This window comes from Actinomadura chokoriensis, from assembly GCF_041463665.1.
Lineage (GTDB): Bacteria > Actinomycetota > Actinomycetes > Streptosporangiales > Streptosporangiaceae > Spirillospora > Spirillospora chokoriensis_A.
Map to the genome: position 1 here is coordinate 432,838 of NZ_JAXCEJ010000003.1, position 16,646 is coordinate 449,483.

General features: G+C 73.8%; 16 protein-coding genes and 1 pseudogene. 6 read left to right on the forward strand and 11 right to left on the reverse strand.

Annotated features, from left to right (window positions below; genetic code table 11):
- Nucleotides 1–65: 65 nt before the first annotated feature.
- Nucleotides 66–902, forward strand: coding sequence for a mycofactocin-coupled SDR family oxidoreductase (locus SM418_RS08110; protein WP_371940038.1), 837 nt, complete (start codon nt 66–68; stop codon nt 900–902).
- A gap of 68 nt (nt 903–970) precedes the next feature.
- Here the strand turns inward: SM418_RS08110 and SM418_RS08115 are convergent, their stop codons facing one another.
- Both SM418_RS08115 and SM418_RS08120 read right to left on the reverse strand, forming a co-directional pair.
- Nucleotides 971–2,152 carry an acyl-CoA dehydrogenase family protein gene (locus SM418_RS08115; protein WP_371940039.1) on the reverse strand — a complete coding sequence of 394 codons (1,182 nt, stop codon included), beginning with the start codon at nt 2,150–2,152 and terminating at the stop codon, nt 971–973.
- Between the two features lie 13 nt (nt 2,153–2,165).
- Nucleotides 2,166–3,203, reverse strand: a complete 1,038-nt coding sequence (locus tag SM418_RS08120; RefSeq protein WP_371940040.1) for an acyl-CoA dehydrogenase family protein — start codon at nt 3,201–3,203, stop codon at nt 2,166–2,168.
- A gap of 133 nt (nt 3,204–3,336) precedes the next feature.
- Here SM418_RS08120 and SM418_RS08125 point away from each other — a divergent pair, with 133 nt between their 5' ends.
- A complete protein-coding gene (locus SM418_RS08125) occupies nt 3,337–4,017 on the forward strand; it encodes a TetR/AcrR family transcriptional regulator (RefSeq protein ID WP_371940041.1) in 681 nt (226 codons plus the stop codon).
- Between the two features lie 126 nt (nt 4,018–4,143).
- Nucleotides 4,144–5,019 carry an alpha/beta fold hydrolase gene (locus tag SM418_RS08130; RefSeq protein WP_371940042.1) on the forward strand — a complete coding sequence of 292 codons (876 nt, stop codon included), beginning with the start codon at nt 4,144–4,146 and terminating at the stop codon, nt 5,017–5,019.
- 250 nt (nt 5,020–5,269) lie between these two features.
- On the opposite strand, the pseudogene SM418_RS08135 reads toward SM418_RS08130, so the two are convergent.
- Nucleotides 5,270–5,482 (reverse strand): annotated as a pseudogene (locus SM418_RS08135) (baeRF2 domain-containing protein); the annotation flags it as partial.
- The gene (locus SM418_RS08140) at nt 5,479–7,185 is read right to left on the reverse strand and encodes an N-acyl-D-amino-acid deacylase family protein (RefSeq protein ID WP_371940043.1); all 1,707 of its coding nucleotides are present in this window, start codon (nt 7,183–7,185) and stop codon (nt 5,479–5,481) included. The pseudogene SM418_RS08135 and the gene SM418_RS08140, both read right to left, overlap by 4 nt.
- A gap of 169 nt (nt 7,186–7,354) precedes the next feature.
- Between SM418_RS08140 and SM418_RS08145 the strand changes: the two genes are divergently transcribed.
- Together SM418_RS08145 and SM418_RS08150 are read left to right on the forward strand one after the other, a co-directional pair.
- Nucleotides 7,355–8,161, forward strand: coding sequence for an SDR family NAD(P)-dependent oxidoreductase (locus SM418_RS08145; RefSeq protein ID WP_371940044.1), 807 nt, complete (start codon nt 7,355–7,357; stop codon nt 8,159–8,161).
- A 76-nt stretch (nt 8,162–8,237) separates the two neighbouring features.
- Nucleotides 8,238–8,426 (forward strand): ferredoxin, encoded by a 189-nt coding sequence (locus tag SM418_RS08150; RefSeq protein ID WP_371940045.1) that lies wholly within the window; start codon nt 8,238–8,240, stop codon nt 8,424–8,426.
- A gap of 76 nt (nt 8,427–8,502) precedes the next feature.
- On the opposite strand, the gene SM418_RS08155 is transcribed toward SM418_RS08150, so the two are convergent.
- The 6 genes from SM418_RS08155 to SM418_RS08180 are packed head-to-tail and all read right to left on the reverse strand — an operon-like array spanning nt 8,503 to nt 14,999.
- Entirely contained in the window at nt 8,503–9,708 is a 1,206-nt protein-coding gene (locus SM418_RS08155) for an amidohydrolase family protein (RefSeq protein WP_371940046.1), read from the reverse strand.
- 42 nt (nt 9,709–9,750) lie between these two features.
- Nucleotides 9,751–10,890, reverse strand: coding sequence for an acyl-CoA dehydrogenase family protein (locus tag SM418_RS08160; protein ID WP_371940047.1), 1,140 nt, complete (start codon nt 10,888–10,890; stop codon nt 9,751–9,753).
- Nucleotides 10,890–12,104, reverse strand: a complete 1,215-nt coding sequence (locus tag SM418_RS08165) for an acyl-CoA dehydrogenase family protein (protein WP_371940048.1) — start codon at nt 12,102–12,104, stop codon at nt 10,890–10,892. The genes SM418_RS08160 and SM418_RS08165 overlap by 1 nt, the downstream gene beginning before the upstream one ends.
- Nucleotides 12,101–12,883 (reverse strand): enoyl-CoA hydratase/isomerase family protein, encoded by a 783-nt coding sequence (locus SM418_RS08170; protein WP_371940049.1) that lies wholly within the window; start codon nt 12,881–12,883, stop codon nt 12,101–12,103. The genes SM418_RS08165 and SM418_RS08170 overlap by 4 nt, the downstream gene beginning before the upstream one ends.
- On the reverse strand, nt 12,880–13,842 hold the full coding sequence (locus tag SM418_RS08175; protein ID WP_371940050.1) for an acyl-CoA dehydrogenase family protein: 963 nt from the start codon (nt 13,840–13,842) through the stop codon (nt 12,880–12,882). The genes SM418_RS08170 and SM418_RS08175 overlap by 4 nt, the downstream gene beginning before the upstream one ends.
- Nucleotides 13,839–14,999 carry an acyl-CoA dehydrogenase family protein gene (locus SM418_RS08180; RefSeq protein ID WP_371940051.1) on the reverse strand — a complete coding sequence of 387 codons (1,161 nt, stop codon included), beginning with the start codon at nt 14,997–14,999 and terminating at the stop codon, nt 13,839–13,841. Before SM418_RS08180 ends, SM418_RS08175 begins: the two co-directional genes overlap by 4 nt.
- A 72-nt stretch (nt 15,000–15,071) precedes the next feature.
- Here SM418_RS08180 and SM418_RS08185 point away from each other — a divergent pair, with 72 nt between their 5' ends.
- Nucleotides 15,072–15,860 carry a FadR/GntR family transcriptional regulator gene (locus SM418_RS08185; protein ID WP_371940052.1) on the forward strand — a complete coding sequence of 263 codons (789 nt, stop codon included), beginning with the start codon at nt 15,072–15,074 and terminating at the stop codon, nt 15,858–15,860.
- On the opposite strand, the gene SM418_RS08190 is transcribed toward SM418_RS08185, so the two are convergent.
- Entirely contained in the window at nt 15,857–16,633 is a 777-nt protein-coding gene (locus tag SM418_RS08190; protein ID WP_371940053.1) for an SDR family NAD(P)-dependent oxidoreductase, read from the reverse strand. The two genes, SM418_RS08185 and SM418_RS08190, sit on opposite strands and share 4 nt — an antisense overlap.
- Nucleotides 16,634–16,646 lie beyond the last annotated feature (13 nt).

Consider the following 16,646-nt stretch of genomic DNA (forward strand, 5'->3'; position numbering starts at 1 on the left):
TGCTCCGCCGCCGGCGCCGCACGCCCCGTCGACGCCGGCTCCTCCTCACCCGAAACGAGGTAACGATGGCTGGAAGGCTCGAAGGCAAGGTGGCCTTCATCACCGGTGCGGCGCGCGGCCAAGGCCGCAGCCACTGCGTCCGCATGGCCCAGGAGGGCGCGGACATCATCGCGATCGACATCTGCAAGCAGATCGACACGGTGCCCATCGCGATGTCCACCCCGGAGGACCTCGACGAGACGGTGGCGCAGGTGAAGGCCCTGGGCCGGCGGATCGTCGCCGCCCAGGCCGACGTGCGCGACTTCGGCTCGATGAAGGCCGTCGTCGACGACGGGGTGACCCAGCTGGGCCGGCTGGACATCGTCGTGGCCAACGCCGGTCTCGCGGCCGACGGCGCCCCGATCCAGGAGATGGACGAGAAGCTGTGGCGCGACTCGATCGACGTCAACCTGACCGGGGCCTGGCTCACCACCAAGGCGTCCGTTCCGCACATCATCGAGGGCGGCCGGGGCGGAGCGGTCGTGCTGACCAGCTCCGTGGGCGGGCTGAAGGCCCATCCGTTCGTGGGCAACTACGTCTCCGGCAAGCACGGCATGGTCGGGCTCATGCGCACCCTGGCCGTGGAGCTGGCGGAACACGGCATCCGGGTCAACTCCGTCCACCCCACCCAGGTGAACACCCCGATGATGATGAACGACCTGACCTACCGCATGTTCCGGCCCGACCTCGAGAACCCGACGCAGGACGACATCGCGCCGATCTCCAAGATGATGAACACGCTGCCGGTCCCGTGGGTGGAGCCGGAGGACATCGCGAACGCCGTGCTCTTCCTCGTGTCGGACGAGGCCCGCTACATCACCGGCGTGACCCTCCCCGTCGACGCGGGGTCCATGCTCAAGTGACGTGAGAGGGCGCGGGCGGCGCGCGGGCCGGCGGGCATCGGGGGCCGCCGGCCCGCGTTCGGGCCGCGTCAGCGGCGGGGCCTGTTCCGGGGCAGGCCGAGGTGGCGCTCGGCGATGACGTCCCGGAGGATCTCGCTGGCCCCGCCGTAGATCGTGCTGACGACGGCGGCCCGGAAGTCGTACTCGAACTTGCCTCCGGCGGGAGCGCCGGGCGCGCCCGGCGCCAGGATCCCCGCGGCGCCGAGGATGTCGAGGGCGTCACTGTAGTGCCGCTGGGCGGCCTCGGTGAAGAAGAGCTTCCGCATCGTGCCCTGGATGCCCGGCACCCCGCCCTTGGCGGCGTCCCACTCCACCCAGTGGCCGAGGAGCCTCGTGACCTCCTTGTCCACGGCGATCCTGCCGATCCGTTCGGCGACGAGCGGATCGTCCAGGACGGATGTGCCGTCCGGGCGGCGGGCCTCGCGCGCCCAGGCGGCGAGGTTCGCGGCCATAGCGGGCTTCTCGATCGTCCCGGGGCCGCCGACGCCCCGCTCGTAGGTCAGCGCCACCCTCATGACGCTCCAGCCCGCGTCGGCCTCGCCGACGAGGGCCGAGCCGGGGACGCGCACGCCGGTATAGAACGTCGCGTTGGTGACCTGGCCGCCGAGCGTGCGGATCGGCCGGCGCTCGTATCCGGCGGCGTCCGTCGGGACGAGGAACATCGACAGCCCCCGGTGCTTCGGGGCCTCCGGGTTCGTCCGGGCGAGGACGAAGACGTGGCTGCACACCTGCGCCGTGCTCGTGAACATCTTCTGGCCGTTGAGGACCCACGCGTCGCCGTCCCGGACGGCGGTCGTCTTGGCCGCCGCGACGTCCGAGCCGGAGTCGGGCTCGCTGTACCCGAGCGCGACCAGCAGCTCGCCGCGCAGCGCGGCCGGGATGTACCGGCGCTTCTGCGCCTCGGTCCCGACGTGCGTGATCGTGTGCATCACCATGTACGTCGTCGACCAGCCGTCGACGTGCAGGTCCCGCCGGGCGATCTCCTCGAAGACGGCGCGGGCGAAGCCGGGATCGACATCGCTCCCGCCGTACTCGGGCGGCCACCCGGCGGCGAGGATCCCGTCGCGCGCGAGCAGCTCGTGCAGCGCCATCGTCTGGTGGCAGCCGCCGTCCTGCTGCTCCTCCACCCACTCCGGCCGCACGTTGGCATCGGCCCAGGCGCGCGCCGCGTCCCGGTGCGCGGCCAGCCGGTCGGACTCCCAGAAGTCCATCGTCGAGCCTCCTTCACGCCGTGGCGGCGGTCTCGTCGTAGAGGCGGCGCGGCAGCTCGGCGTACGCGGCCCTGCGGTCGCCGGCGACCAGGGGCCACGCCTTGGCGCGCCGGAAGTACAGCTGGATGTCGTATTCGAGGGTGTAGCCGTAGCCGCCGTGGACGTGCAGGGCGTCGGACGCCGTCGTGAACGCGGTCTCGCCGGCGAACAGGAACGACATCGTGGCCAGCGTGCCGGCCTTCGCCAGGTCGACGTCGTGCGCCCAGGCCGCTTCGTAGGCGAGCAGCCGGGCGCCCTCGATGGCGGTCGCGTTGTCGGCCATGCGGTGCTGGACGGTCTGGAAGCCCGCGACGGGGACGCCGAAGGCCCTGCGTTCCAGCGCGTAGTCCCGGCCGAGGTCGAGGGCCGCGGAGGCGAGCCCGACCAGTGCCGCCCCGGTCAGCAACTGCCAGTGGTGCACCGCCCGGCGGTGCAGGGCGAGGGCCGCCGGCCCGGTCGCCAGCACGATCGCCTCCGCCGGGTCCACGCGGCGGTCGGCGACGGGCATCGCGCCGAGGTTGGGGACGGCGGGGACGGGCTCGCCCGCCGTCCGCACCAGGACGAGCCGGTCGTCCTGGAGCGCGACGACCAGATCCGCCACCGCGCCCGCCGGGACCAGCCGGGCGGCGTCCCCCTCGACCGGGCGCAGCGCGGGCGTCGCCAGCAGCTCGCCGGTGACCGCGGCCGATACCAGTGGTTCCGGGACGGCGTCCCCCGGAAGCGACGCGAGGAGGTTGTTCGCGACCGCGGCCTCGATCAGCGGCACGGGCGCGAGCGACCGTCCGAGGACCTCGGCGGCGACGGCCAGCTCGACGAGACCGGCGCCCCCTCCTCCCCTGTCCTCGGGGACGGCCATCGAGGCCAGGCCCAGCTCCACCACCTTGCGCCAGAGGGCCGCGTCGAAGCCGAGCGGCTCCGCGTCCCGCACGACCGCGGGCGGCGACTCCTTCTGGAAGAACTCGCGCAGGGCGGCGCGCACGGCCTCCTGCTCGTCGGTGAGATCCAAGTCCACGAGTGCCAGCCTCTCAAATCTGAGAGTGACATTCTCGCACGGCCCCGCCTCGCGGGTACACCGCGCGGCGCGAACTATTATGAAAGTATGTGCACACTCACCTACGCATACGGCACGGAAGCGAGGAGGCCCAGTGAGCGAGCCGGCCACCCAGGCGGCCAAGCCCGCCGATGACGCGCCGCGCCCGCGACGGCGTCTCACCGCCGAGGCCCGCAAGAGCTCGATCCTGGCCGCCGCGCGGCGGGCGTTCACCGAGACCGGCGACATGAACGGCACCACGATCAAGGTGATCGCCGAGCACAGCGGCATCAGCGAGGGCGTGATCTACCGCCACTTCGAGAGCAAGGACCAGCTCTTCTTCGAGGCCGTCGTCGAACCGCTCAAGCAGGCCGTGGACGAACTGGTCGCCGCCACCGCCGACATCGACCGGCACGAGCCGCTGACGCCCGAGCGCCAGGTCAGCACGATGGCCGGACTCTACCGGCAGCTCATCTCGACGCTGGTGGAGATACTCCCGCTGCTCGGCCTGGTGCTGTTCGGCGACCCCGAGGTGGCCCGGCGCTTCTACCGGGAGAACTTCGCGGTCGCCATGGACCGCCTCGCGGAGGCGTGGCGCGAGGTCGAGGACAGGTACGGCTTCCCGCTCGAGTCCCCCGACATCTCGGCGCGCGCGGTGATGGGCATCGCGCTCATCCTCGCCCTCGAAAGCCGGCACCGCGGCAAGTTCGACCGCGACCGCGCGGTGGCCCTGATCAGCGAGGGCACCGTGAAGGGCTTCTTCCCGACCATCGAGCCCGCGGGCCGGAACGCCTGACCCGGCGAGCCGCCCGCCGGGCGGGTGCGGGGACGTTCAGCGCCACCACGGCGGCCGTCATGAGGCCTCATGAGCCGTAACTAAGTGAGTATTCTCTTTCGTCGCTCCGCATAGTAGCTTCGGCGCATGGCATCGGCGACGGTGAACGGCCTCACGGTCGGCTACGAGGTGATCGGCGAGCGCGGCCGGCCGTGGGTGCTCACGCCCGGCGGCCGGGACGGCAGGGACACGCCGGGCCTGCGGGAACTCGCGTCCGCGCTCGCCGAGCGCGGCCACCGGGTGCTCATCTGGGACCGCCCGAACACCGGCGAGTCGGACGTGTGCTTCACCGGCGCCTCCGAGTCGGCGATGCAGGCCGACGTCCTGGCGGGACTGCTGGCGCACCTCGGCATGGCGCCCGCGGTGATCGCCGGCGGGTCCGGCGGTTCGCGGGTCTCGCTGCTGGCCGCGGCCCGCCACCGCGAGGTCGCGGCGGCGCTCGCCGTGTGGTGGATCAGCGGCGGCGTCTTCGGGCTGCTGAGCATCGCGAACCACTACTGCGGCGGGTCGATCCGCGCGGCGTGGGAGGGCGGCATGGAGGCCGTCGCCGCCCTGCCGGAGTGGGCCGAGGTCCTCGAACGGAATCCGGGCAACCGGCAGCGCCTCCTGGAGATGAGTCCGGACGAGTTCATCGCGACGCTCGAGTGCTGGATGGCCGCGTACTGCCCCCGCGAGGGCGAGCCGGTGCCCGGCCTGCCGGACGCGGAGGCCCGCTCCCTCGGCGTTCCCGCGCTGGTGTTCCGCAGCGGCGCGAGCGACGTCCACCACCGGCGCGAGACCTCCGAGCACCTGGCGAAGCTGCTGCCGGACGCCCGGCTCGTCGAGCCGCCGTGGGGCGACGGGGAGTGGCACGAGAGGCAGGCGGCGCGCACCGCGGGCACGGCTCCCGGCCTGTTCGTCCGCTGGCCCCTGCTCGCCCCGATCCTGCACGAGTGGGCGGCCGACGTCCTCCCCGCCTCCTGAAGGGACGGCCGTGGCAGCGGACCCCAGCACAAGCGACCCCAGCACGAGCGACACCGGCACGAGCGCTACCGACACAGGCGACATCAGCATCGCGCGCCGGATCCTGGACCTCGCCGGGCGGCGGCCCGACCGGGTCGTGCTCCGCCACCTCGGGCCGGACGGCAGCGAGACCGCGTTCACCTGGCGGGACCTGGAGCGACGTTCCGGCCGCCTCGCCGGCGCGCTCGCGGCGCGCGGGCTCGGCCTCGGCGGCGATCACGACGGCCTCGGCGCGGCAGCGGTCCGCGGCGCGGTCGATCTCGTGGGCGACCTTCTTCGCGTTGAGCTTCCAGACGTTCTCCGACGAGCACCGCGGCGCGCTCGTCGAGGCACGCGGCGGCTGACCCGAGAAGCAGGGGCAGACCGGAGGACGAGTGGCCGACCGGACGAGGGCGCGACCGGACGAGGGCGTGGAACGCGTCAGCCGGAGGTGACCAGCCGGCCGGGCAGTTCACCGGTCAGCTCGTCGTGGTCGACGAGGACCCGGCCGTTGACGATCGTGTAGGCGTAGCCGCGGGCACGCTGGACGAACCGGTTCGCCCCGAGCGGGAAGTCCGACACCATCTCCGGCGTGTGCAGGTAGAGGCCGTCCAGGTCGAGGACGTTCAGGTCGGCGAAGTTCCCAGGCGCCAGGACGCCGCGATCGGCGATCCCGAACAGGTCGGCGCCCTCCAGCGTCAGCTTCCTGACCGCCCCGCCGATGTCGAGCAGCCCCTCGTCGCGGACCCAGTGCTTCAGGAAGTAGGTGGAGTTGCCCGCGTCCATCGTGAGGGCCACGTGGGCGCCGGCGTCGGCTACGCCCACCACGACGTCGGGGTTGGTGATCATCTGCGCCACCGCGTCGAGGTCCTGGTTGAGCACCGGGTAGTAGAGGAGCCCGAGACCGCGGGTCTCGACCGCGTAGTCGAGGAACGCGGCGGCGGGACCGGTGCCGCGCCGGGCGGCCTCGGCGGCCAGGCTGTTGTCCGGGCGCACGTCGTAGTCGGCCGAACCCGGGGGCATGAGGTAGAGCTTGGCCGGGTCCTTCGGCGCCAGCGGACCCGACGCCTCGACGGGGCGCTCGGCCTCCTCGATGAGGCGGCGCCGCACGGAGGCGTCGGACAGCGCCGCCAGACGCTCCTCGAACGTCCCGGCGGTGAACTCGGCCCAGCCCGGCAGGGTGTCGTAGGGCATCCGGCCGGCCAGCCCGTAGACGATGGCGCTGCCCCGCACCGCGGTCATCGGGCGCACGTCGGCGCCGCGGCCCCGGGCCTCGGCCACCCGGTCCATCACCCAGGACCAGAGGCCCGGCCGGCGGTCGCTCTGCATGATGGAGAACGCGAGCGGACGGCCCGACGCGCGGCTCACCTCCTCCATCCACGCCATCTCGGCGACGGAGTTGCGCCGCTCGGCGCCGTCCCGCTCACCGATGCGGGGCACGACCTGGAAGGTGCCCCTGCCCCGCTCGGCCATGGCGCCGGCGATGGCCGCCAGCTCGGCGGGCGACGCGTACGTGCCCGGCACGGGACGGCCGTCGGGCACCGTGTGCATGAAGGTGCGCGAGGTCGAGAAGCCGAGGGCGCCGGCGTCGACGGCCTCGGCGACGACGGCCGCCATGGCGGCGACGTCCTCGTCCGTGGCGGGCGACTCGTCGAGGGCACGCTCCCCCATGACGTAGGAGCGCAGGGCGCAGTGGCCGACCAGGCCGCCCGCGTTCACGCCGAGGGCGCGCCGCCCGAGGGCCTTGAGGTAGTCGCCGTAGCTCTCCCATCCCCAGTCGAGGCCCGCCATGATCGAGCCGGCCGGGATGTCCTCGACCGACTCCATCATCGCGGCCAGGTAGCCCTCCCGGCCGGGACGGACGGGCGCGAAGGTGACGCCGCAGTTGCCCATCACGACCGTGGTGACACCGTGGTGGCAGGACGGGGTCGCCGCGGGGTCCCAGAAGAGCTGGGCGTCGAGGTGGGTGTGGACGTCGATGAACCCGGGGGTCACGAACCGGCCGGCGGCGTCGATCTCGCGGCGGCCCCGGCCGCCGACCTCCCCCACCTCGGTGACACGGTCTCCGTCGACGGCGACGTCGGCCCGCCGGGGCGCCGCGCCCGTCCCGTCCACCACGTCGCCGCCGCGGATCACGATGTCATGCATGGCTGCGTCCTTCCGGCCGGGCAGCACGGTCCTGCCGACGCTAACAGAGCGGGTATTCACTAACAATAGCGTCTTCGCGCGAGAGAGTAGGCGTTCACTTTGCTAGGGTGGCCGCAGGCTCGGGCGCCGCCCGGCCCGACGGCTCGCTTCGGGAGTGATCGTGGGATCGATGGACGGCCGCGTAGTGATCGTCACCGGGGCGAGCCGGGGCATCGGGCAGCGCATCGCCGAGCGGTTCGCGGCCGAAGGAGCCGCCGTCGCCCTGGTGGCGAGGACGGCGGCACCGGGCACCTCCGCCCTGCCCGGGTCGCTCGACGAGGTCAGGGAGCGCATCCGGGCGAAGGGCGGCCGGGCGGCGGCCCTCCGCGCCGATCTCACCGCCCCGGAGGACATCGAGACGATCGTGGCGCGCGCCGAGGACGCGCTCGGCCCGGTGGACACCCTCGTGAACAACGCGGGCGTGAACTTCTACGGCCCGGCCCTCGACGTCCCGGCGCGCCGCTACGCGGTGATGTTCCAGATGATGGTGCACGCCCCGTTCCGGCTGTGCCAGTTGGCGGTCCCCGGCATGGTGCAGCGCGGCCGCGGCTGGATCCTCAACATCACCTCGAAGCAGGGCCGCCATCCGCTGGGGCCGCCGTACCCCGACTGGGCGAGCGACGGCTGCGTGCCCTACGGCATGTGCAAGGCCGCCCTCGACCGGCTCACGACCGGCCTCGCCGCCGAGGTGCACGGCTCGGGGGTGAGCGTCAACTCCCTCGGGACCTCGGGCCTGGTGATGACGCCCGGCGTCGCCGTGGTCTCGCCGCACACGCCCGAAAACGTCCCGGTCGAGGACGACGGCGCCATGGCCGAGGCCGCGCTCGGACTGTGCCGTGCGGCCCCCGGCAGCGTGACCGGCCGGATCGCCTACAGCATGGAGTTCCTCGGCCGGCCCTTCCCCGAAGGACCGTGGGCCCTGTCCTCCACTTTCTAGATCTGTCCTCCACTTTCTAGATCTGTCCTCCACTTTCTAGAGCCGTCTCGCCACTTCCGAAGAAGGAGAGCGCCAGATGCAGGTCACCGTGGATCCGGACCGGTGCCAGGGTCACGCCCGCTGCTGGGAGATCTGCCCCGAGGTCTTCTCCCTGGACGAGCAGGGCCACGGGTCGGTGACCGTCGAGGAGGTGCCGCCCGAACTCCAGGCGAAGGCGCGCGACGCGGCGCGCAACTGCCCCGAGCGCGCCATCACCGTCCGCTGAGACGGCTGTGGCCGCCCCTTGAGCGGGACGGCCACAGCGCGAGCGGTACAAGCAGGGCGCGGATACGGGCAGGGCGTCAGACTCCGATGGTGGCGGGGTCGGCCGGGGTGAAGTCGTAGACCCGGGCGGCGTTGCCCATGGTGATCTTGTACTGGACGTCCTCGGGCAGGTCGCCGAGCCACTTGTTGGCCATCTGCACCGTGTCGGGCCAGGTCGAGTCCGAGTGCGGGTAGTCGCACTCCAGCATCACGTTGTCCTCGCCGATGACGTCCAGCAGCCGCAGGCCCGCGTGGTCTTCGATGAACGTCCCGAAGACGTGGTCCTTGAACAGGCGGCGGATGTCGGTGTCCAGGTCGAAGCGCGCCTCGCCCTTCGCCTCGCCGCGGTCGTGGGCGGCGTTCATGCTGATGTCGAAGCGGGACGCCCAGAACCGCTGCTTGTCGATGACCTGCTCGGCCCGCTCCAGGAAGTACGGGATCCAGCCGATCGAGCCCTCCGACAGCGCGATCCTCAGGTTCGGGAACCGGGTGAAGTTGCCGCTGAACAGCCAGTCCAGCAGCGTGCCCGCCTGGTTCGCCGCCGCGGAGTAGGCCATGAACGCGAGCGTCGGCATGTCGTCGGACGTCCGGATCAGGTTCGAGGACGACCCCACGTGCATCGAGATGACGAGGCCGGTCTCGTCGCAGGCGCGGAACAGCGGGTCCCAGTGGTCGGTGTGGATCGACGGCAGCCCGAGCTTGGTGGGGTTCTCCGAGAAGGCGATCGACTTGGCGCCGCGCGCGGCGGTCCGCTCGATCTCGGCGGCGGCGGCCCCCGGGTCCCACAGCGGGATGATCATCATCGGGATGAACCGGCCCGAATGGGCCTCGGCGAACTCCTCCAGGATGAAGTCGTTCCACGCCCGCACGCACAGGAGCCCGAGTTCCTTGTCCTTCGCCTCGTGGAAGACCTGCCCGCAGTAGCGGGGGAACGACGGGAACAGCATCGACGCCAGCACGAAGCCCTGGTTCATGTCGGCGACGCGGGCGGCGGGGTCGTAGCAGCCCGCCCGCATCTCGTCGTAGGTGATCGGCTCCGGTGAGAACTCCTCCCGCCTCTTGCCGGCCACCGCATTCAGGCCGATCGTCGCGATCTGGCGGTCCTCGTAGGCCCAGAACTCCGAGTCGCCGTCCCGGACGATGCGCGGCCCGGTGTCGCGCCACCGCTCCGGGAGCCGGTCCTGCCACAGCCCGGAAGGCTCGATGAGGTGGTCGTCGACCGAGATGAACCAGTTGAACGACATGGAGAGCTCCCAACTGCTCCGCCGTATGAAAGCGAACGCTCACTACATAGTAGACAGCGGCCCGTCCGCACGCCAGGGGCGCCCGCCGTCCGGGGGCCGGCGGTACCGCTCGGCGAGCAGCCCGCGGTGCGCGGCCGGGGAGCCGAAGAGCGAGCGGTTGAGCGCGGCGCGCTTGAGGTAGACGTGGACGCCGCTCTCCCACGTGTAGCCCATGCCTCCGTGCAACTGCATCGCCTTGCCGACGATGTCCACCGCGGCGCCGCACGCGTACGCCTTGGCCATCGAGACCGCGGCGGCGGTCCCGGGGTCGTCGAGGCCGGCGTGGGCCAGCTCCCGCACGGCGGCCGAGACGAGCCGCCGCGCGACGGAGACCTGGACGAGCATGTCGGCGCAGGCGTGCTTCACGGCCTGGAACGAGCCGATCGGGCGGCCGAACTGCTCCCGGACGCCCGCGTACGCGACGGTCGCCTCCAGCATGGCCTCGCTCAGGCCGAGGCTGTCGCAGGCGACGGCGACCGCCGCGCGCTCGGACAGCCTGCGCACGGCGGCCTCCGGGTCGGCGCCGAACCGCCGCACCGACGCCGCGGCGACCTCGACGCCGTCCGCCGTCACGTGCCCGAAGCGGCGGGTCGCGTCGAGGACCGGCCGGGCGTCCACGGCGAGCCCGGCGGTCCCCGCCTCGACGTCGGCGAGCACGAGCGCGCCGGCGGCGTCGCGGGCGGGCAGCAGGAGCCGGCCGGCCTCGCTCGCGTCGGGAACGAACTCCGCCCGGCCGTGCAACCGCGGCCCGCCGGGCGCCGGTTCGATGCGGAACGGCGCGGCGCCGGCGCGCTCGTGCTCGCCCGGCAGCGCGACGGCCACGACGGCGTCGCCCGACGCGATCCGGCGCAGCAGGGCGTCCCGGCCGGGTCCGGGCTCCAGCAGGCCGAGCGCCCCGGCGCCGAGGACGGCCGTGCCCAGGTACGGGCCGCACGCCGCCGCCCGTCCCATCTCCTGGAGGACGACCGCGACCTCGGCGAAGGTGGCGCCCGCGCCGTCCAGCGCCTCCGGCGCCTCCAGGCCGAGCCAGCCGGAGCCGGCGGCCGACCGCCAGTCGATCAGGCCGCCGGGAGCGGCCTTCCCGAGCAGGTCGCGGGCCACCGCGCGAAGCTCGTCGTGCAGCTCGGAGAGGTCGGCGGGCATCAGGTCCCCCTCGGCTCTCGGGGCAGGCCGAGACCGCGCTCGCCGATGATCGTCCGCTGGATCTCGCTCGACCCGCCCGGGATCGTCCACTCCCAGGAGCCGATGAAGTCCAGGACCCAGGCGCCCGACTCCCACCCGCTCGACAGGGGCTTGCGGAGCTCGGTGTGGGCGGCGAGCCCGGCGATCCCGGCCCCGAAGTCCATCATCCGCTGGAGCAGCTCGCTGTAGTACAGCTTCACGATCGAGGCGTCGGCCGGACCCGCGGCGCCGGCGTCGACGCGTTCCACCAGGTCGCGGCAGAGCGCCCGCAGGCCGGTGACCTCGGTCTCCAGCATCGCGAGCCGGTCGCGCACCGCCGCGTCGTCGATCGGGCACTCCCCGCCGGGCCCCGGCCGGGCGCACGTCTCCAGCAGGCGGCGGAAGCCGGCGTTGCCGAGCCGCTCGGCCAGTTCGAGCATCGTCATGCCTCGCTCGGCGCCGAGCGTCCGCTGCGCCACCCCCCAGCCCGCGTTCACGGGCCCGACGAGCCGCTCCGCGGGGATGAAGACGTCGTTGAGGAAGATCTCGCAGAAGTGCGACTCCCCGGTCGCCTGGCGGATGGGACGGACGTCGACGCCGGGCGCGCGCATGTCCATGAGGAAGTAGGAGATGCCGCGCCGGGCGGGCGCCTCCGGGTCGGTGCGGGCGAGCAGCAGGCACCAGTCGGCGTGCAGCGCGCCGCTCGCCCACAGCTTCTGCCCGTTGACGACATGGCCACCGCGCTCGGCGCGGGCGGTCGTCCGCAGGCTCGCCAGGTCGGATCCGGCGCCGGGTTCGGAGAAGCCCTGGCACCAGACCTCCCCGTCGAGGATGGCCGGGAGGTGCCGCCGCCGCTGCTCGCCGGTGCCGGCCGCGAGCAGCGTCGCGGCGGCATGGTGGATCCCGACGAAGGCGAGGACGGGCCGCGGCGCGTCGTGGGCGGCGAGCTCCTGGTAGAGGACGACCTGCCGGGCGACCGGCATGCCACCGCCCCACTCCGCCGGCCAGTGCGGGACGGCGTAGCCGGCGCGGCGCAGTTCCTGGAACCACGCCTGCTGGAAGCCGACGAACTCCGCGTCCGGCACTCCCGTCTGCGCGGGCCGCCAGCCGGCGGGGACGTGCTCGCGGCACCACTGCCGCACGGCGGCGCGGAACTCGCCGAGGTCGGCGGTCGCGTCGCCGGCCGGGGCCGTCATCGCCGGCCCGCCTGCCGCCCGAGCGCGAGCAGCCGCTCCCGATGCTCGGCGGACCGCATGGTGGCGGCCTCGGCGGCGAACCCGGCCTGCAGGGGGCCGGCCAGCGCCTGCGAGAGGAACATGTTGACCACCCGCTTGGTGCCCGCGAGCGCCTCCGGCGGCCGCGCGGCCAGCCGGCCGGCGAGGCGCCTCGCCTCCGCGAGCAGGTCGCCGGGGGCGACGGCGCGCGTGGCGAGCCCCAGCTCGACGGCGGTGGCCGCGGGGATGCGGTCTCCGGTGAAGAGGTACTCGCGCGATCTCAGGATGGGGGTGAGCAGCGGCCAGAACGCGGCGCCGCCGTCCCCGGCGACCAGGCCCACGGCGACGTGCGGATCGGCGAGGTGCGCGGTCTCCGACATCAGCACGACGTCGCACAGGATCGCCACGCTGCAGCCGAGCCCGACCGCGGGGCCGTTGACCGCGGCGATCACGGGCAGCGGGAAGCGGAGCATCTCCTCGATGATCTGGGCGCCCTCGCGGATGCTCTCGTCGCGGGCGGCCGGGTCGTCCAGGAAGGAGGTGATCCAGCCGAGGTCGCCGCCCGCGCTGAACGTCCGGCCGGCGCCGGTGAGGATCACCACCCGTGCCCCCCGGTCCGCGGCCAGCTGCCGCCAGACGTTCGCGAGCGCCCAGTGCAGGCCCGGGTTCACGGCGTTCAGCTCGACGGGCCGGTCGATGGTGACCGTGCGGACCGGGCCGTCCGCCTCGACGGTCATCTCCTCGGGAAGGTCGTACTTCACGGCGTCAGCCCCTCGGGGACGGCGGAGAACAGTCCGGTCAGGCCGCGGCGGCCGAGCCGGCGCGTCAGGTGGTCGCGGGTCGCGGACAGGCCGGACGGCAGCCGCCGCAGCGGGCGGCTGTAGCGGGACAGCCACGACAGGGCCGCCTCGTCGCAGAAGCCGACCGCGCCGTGCACCTGGTGCGCGACGCGGAAGACGACGTCGGCCGCCTCGATCGCCGCGAGCCGGAGCGCGAGCGCGTCGTCGAGCGCCTCGTCACGGCCGTCCTGGACGCTCCACAGCGCGTACCTGGCGAGCATCTCGACGCCGCTGCGCTCGACCTCGGCGTCCGTCAGCTGGAACTGGACGCCTTGGAACGTCGACAGCGTCCGGCCGAACTGCTCCCGGACGAGCACGTGCTCGCGGGCGAGGTCGATGGCCCGGTCGAGCATCCCGAGGAGCGTCCAGCACGGCAGCACCAGCCCGAGTGCGACGTCCCCGGTCCCGTCCGCGTCGTCGCCGTCGAGCGGGCGCAGGTCGAGTTCGGCGACGAACGCCGACGTGCGCGGCGGCGCGTCCGGCGGGCGGGCGGCGGCGCCGCTGCGGCGACCGCCCAGCGTCACCGCCGCCCAGCGCAGGTGGAGGCCGGCCACCGCGCCCGCGGGCCGGGAGTCCGCGACCACGACCAGGCCGTCGACGTCGAGGCCGGCGGGCCGCGACAGGCGTTCCGCGACCGGGTACGGGACGGCCCGGTATCCGGCGCTGCGGCACAGCGCGGCGGCCGCCTCCAGCTCGTCGGCGTCGCCGCGGGGGTCGAGGTCCCACGCGCCGAGCCCGGCGAGGACGGGCGCGACGAGGTGCTCCCGGCGGCCGGGCTCGCGCTCGGCCAGCCGGACCAGGCCGTCTCCCCCGGCCGCCTCGATGGCGCGCAGCGCCTCCCGCCCGTACTCGGTCGCCTCGGCGCTCAGCTCGATGTTCACGACGCCGCCCTGTCCGGGGTGAGCAGGGCGCGGGCCAGCAGGATCCGCTGGATCTCGATGCTGCCCGAGGCGACAGTGGCGGCCTGCGAGTAGCGCCAGTGGTCCTCCACCGCGAGGCGGAACCGCCGTGCCGCGTCGCCGCCGGGCGGCGCGAGCCCGGCGATCTCCATGAGCACCTCGGCGCTCTCCTGGTCGAGCCGGGTCACGGCGATCCGGTAGGCCGCCGCGTCCCCCGGCCGCACCGTGCCCCGGCTCTGCAGCGCCACCACGCGGTAGGCGAGCAGGCGGGCCCGGCGGCAGTGCGTGAGCATCCGCGCCCACCGGCCCCGCAGCTCCGCCGGGAGGCCGCCCCACTCCTCGCCGAGCACGTCCGGCGCGGCCTGCAGCAGCCGCTCGCAGCGGGCGTAGCGGGCGATGCCCACGCGCTCGAAGGCCAGCACCTCCTGGACGACCTTCCAGCCCTCGTCCACGGTGCCGAGGACGTCGGCTTCGGTCACCCGGAGGCCGTCGAAGAAGACCTCGTTCAGATGGTGCGGGCCCATCATGCAGTCGATGGGCCGTACCTCGACCGCCGGATCGGACATCGGCACGAGGAAGATCGTCAGGCCCTGCTGCCTCCGCTCCCCCGTCGAGGTGCGGGCGAGCAGGAAGCACCACTGCGCCATCGTGGCGTACGACGTCCAGATCTTCTGGCCGGAGACCGCCCAGCCGTCGCCGTCCCGCCGGGCCGCCGTGCGCAGCGACGCGAGGTCGGACCCGGCGTCCGGCTCGCTGAAGCCCTGGCACCAGATCACCTCGCCGCGCGCGATCGGCGGCAGGTGCCTGCGCCGCTGCTCCGCGGTGCCGTGCCGCATGATCGTCGGCCCGACCCAGTTGACGCCCATGTACTGCGCGCCCCTCGGCTCGTGGTGCGCCCACATCTCCTCGCGGACGACGGTCTGCTCCCACACCGAGGCGCCGCGCCCGCCGAACTCCTCCGGCCAGGCCATGCACAGCAGGCCGCGCCCGGCGAGCGTCCGGCAGAACCGCTGGGCGACGTCCAGGTCCGCCGGGTCGCCGGTGAACGCGCCGAGGAAGTCCGGGGGGACGTGTTCCGGCACCAGCCGGCGCAGCTCCGCGCGGAGTTCCGCGCCGGCCTTCCCCATCGTGAAGTCCATGGCGGGACGGTAAGCAATCATTATAAGGATTACAAGTCTTGCGATATTCTCTCGCCCGGCTAGACTCCCGCCATGCCCGTCGCGCAGCACCGCATCGCCGAGACCGTCGCGGCGGAGCTGCGCGCCCGCATCCTGGCGGGCGCCGACGGCTACCGGCTCCCCACCCAGGACCAGCTGGTCAAGGAGTTCGGCGTCAGCCATCCGTCCGTGCGCGAGGCGCTGCGGATCCTGGAGACCGAGGGCCTCGTGACGGTCCGGCGCGGCAGCGTCGGCGGCGCCGAGGTGCACCGCCCCGACGGGTCGACGGCCGCCTACCACCTCGGCCTCGCCCTCCAGGGCGGCCGCGTCACGCTCGGCGACCTCGCCGCCGGGCTGCGGGCGCTGGAACCGATGTGCGCCGCCCAGTGCGCGGCGCGGGCCGACCGGAACGAGACCGTCGTCCCGGCGCTCGGCGCCAACGTCGAGGAGTCCGCCGGGCTGGTCGGCGACGGGGTCGCGTTCACGCGGGTCGCCCGCGAGTTCCACGACATGCTCGTCGGGTTCGCCCCGAACGCGACCGTCCGCTACGTCGTCAGCAGCCTCGTCGCCCTCTGGTCCGTCCAGGAGGAGGCGTGGGCGGAGGCGCTCACCAGGCAGGGCGAGTATCCCACCAGGGCGAAGGCGGAGAGCGCCGTCCGCACCCACCGGCGGATCGTCGAGGAGATCGCGGCGGGGCGCGCGGACGAGGCGGAGCGGGTGGCCCGCGCCCACCTCGCCGCCACGCAGTCGCTGCTGCTCGACCGGTTCGACGACGGCGTGGTGAACGTGTCGTCCGCCGCGTCCCGGCAGGCGATCCGCTCCGGCCGGCACCTGCGGGGCTAGCGGGCGGTCCAGCCGCCGTCGATCACGATCGTCTGCCCGGTGACGTACCGCCCGGCGTCGCTCGCCAGCCAGAGGACGGCCCCCGCGAAGTCCTCGGCGGTCCCCTCGTCCGGGAGCGGGGTGTTGCGCCGCAGCCAGGCGCCGGAGCGCTCGTCGTCGTACATCGCGTCTGTGATCTCGCTGCGGAAGAATCCGGGGGCGACGGTGTTCACGCGGACGGAGTGCCGCGCCCACTGCACGGCCAGTTCGGCCGTCAGCCCCGACAGCCCGCGCTTGCTCGCGGCGTAGGACGCCTGCGGGATGCCGGGGACGCCGACGTGGCCGCTGATCGACGACACGTTCACGATCGATCCGCGCCCGGCCGCGACCATGTGCGGGAGGACGTCCTGGCACAGCCGGAACGGCGCGACCAGGTTGAGCTCCAGCGTCCGGCGCACCCCGTCGAGGGGCTCCTCCTCGGCGGGCGTCCTGTTGACGAAGTCGCCGGCGGCGTTCACCAGGATCTCGGGACCGCCCAGCTCGGCGGCGACCCGGGGGACGACCTCCGCCACCCGGTCGCCGTCCAGCAGGTCGCAGGCGACCGCGAGACCGCCGATCTCGCCGGCCAGCTTCACGAGCCGGTCGCGGCGCCGCGCGACGACGGCCACCCGTGCCCCGGCGGACGCGAGCGTCCGGGCGAGCACCTCGCCGAGCCCCGACGACGCCCCCGTCACCACCGCCACCCGGCCGGTCAGGTCGAACCGCCGCAACGCCTCTGGCACGCCGGAATCCATCGTGGCCCTCTCC